Annotated in this window: 1 protein-coding gene; it reads left to right on the top strand. The window is 58.1% G+C overall.

Features of this window, described 5'->3' with window-relative positions; genetic code table 11:
• Positions 1-85: 85 nt before the first annotated feature.
• The gene (locus J2W49_RS25685; RefSeq protein ID WP_310322771.1) at positions 86-1,501 is read left to right on the top strand and encodes an IS1182 family transposase; all 1,416 of its coding nucleotides are present in this window, start codon (positions 86-88) and stop codon (positions 1,499-1,501) included.
• Positions 1,502-1,621 lie beyond the last annotated feature (120 nt).

Genomic DNA, 1,621 nt, shown 5'->3' with positions numbered 1-1,621 from the left:
GGGCCGATTCTGTTGAAAAACTCCGCCGAAGCCCGTTTCTGGCCCATGGTTTGCATGCACTTTGTCATCGACGGAGGTGCACACCATGATGGGTCAAACGGCAGCGCAGGATCAACTCTTCTACGCCTTCAACCTCACTGATCACGTTCCGCGCGATCACTTGCTGCGCGGAATTGATCGCTTCCTTGATCTCTGTGAACTGCGTCAACACCTGGCACCGTTCTACAGCCACACAGGCAGACCATCGATCGATCCTGAACTGATGGTGCGCATGCTTGTGGTGGGTTACTGCATGGGCATTCGCTCCGAGCGACGGCTGTGTGAAGAGGTCCACCTCAACTTGGCCTATCGGTGGTTCTGCCGCCTCGGCCTCGAAGGCCGGGTGCCAGACCACTCCACTTTCTCAAAGAACCGTCACGGGCGCTTTCGCCAAAGCGATGCTTTGCGCTTCGTGTTCGAGAGTGTTCTCAAGCGTTGCATGGCCGAGGGCCTGGTCCGTGGTGAGGGCTTTGCCATCGACGCCAGCGTCATCAAGGCCGATGCCAATCGGGCACGCGGTGTTCCAGGTTCCGAAGTAATCGATTGGCGCCAGAGCAGCACGTGCAGTCGCGCGGTTCGCGAATATCTGGATGCGCTCGAAGAGAACAACCCACTTGCAGAAGACTCGCCCGCTGATCAACCAGAACCACCGACACCGGCCAAGAGCATATCGTTGACTGACCCTGCTGCTCGCTGGACAGCGGCCACAGGTGGCCCGGCATTCTTTGCGTACTCAACCAACTACCTGATCGACCTATCTGCAGGAATCATCGTGGACGTGGAGGCAACGCCAGCACACCGCACCCAAGAGGTGGATTCGACACGCACCATGATTGATCGGGTAGAACAGCGCATGCACCTCAAGCCGCATCGGCTGGTGGGCGACACCGCCTATGGTGCGGCGCCGATGCTGGCGTGGATGGTCGACGACAAGGGCATTGAGCCCCATGTTCCGGTGTGGGACAAGACGGTCCGCCATGACGACACCCTTTCGGTGATCGAATTCACCTGGCATGAAGACCGCAACGAATACAACTGCCCTGAAGGCAAGCCATTGAGAAGTGAGTGGCGCCACTTCAAGAATCCGCGCAGCCGCATCACCAAGGCGGACACCGTCATCTATCGAGCAAGCCAGATGGACTGTGCTGGGTGCCCAAGAAAAGACAAATGCTGTCCGAACACTCCGTGCAGGAAGATCGCGCGCAGCATTCATGAGAAGGCACGTGAAGTGGCCCGCTCAATATCGAAGACAGAGCAGTATCAGCAGTCCCGACGAGATCGCAAGAAGGTCGAAATGCTGTTCGCGCACCTCAAGCGGATTCTGAAACTCGACCGCTTGAGACTGCGAGGGCTGAGTGGCGCACAAGACGAGTTCTTGATGGCAGCCACGGCACAAAACCTTCGCCGAATGGCGAAGTGGTTGATGCCAGTCGAAGAAGTGTCGGTGACGAAAGGGGCGTGAAGCCCCGGATCAGGGCAGTGGCCGCGAAGCGGCCGGGAAATAAACTCAATTCTGATCGTGGCGGATTCAGCGTGACCCCACCGCACGGGCCAAAACCGAGTTTTTCAACAGAATTGGCCC

Origin of the sequence: Hydrogenophaga palleronii (assembly GCF_031457455.1) — a bacterium.
GTDB lineage: Bacteria > Pseudomonadota > Gammaproteobacteria > Burkholderiales > Burkholderiaceae_C > Hydrogenophaga > Hydrogenophaga palleronii_A.
The sequence above is the reverse complement of the archived record's forward strand: the minus strand, read 5'-3'. Positions and strand labels throughout refer to the sequence as shown.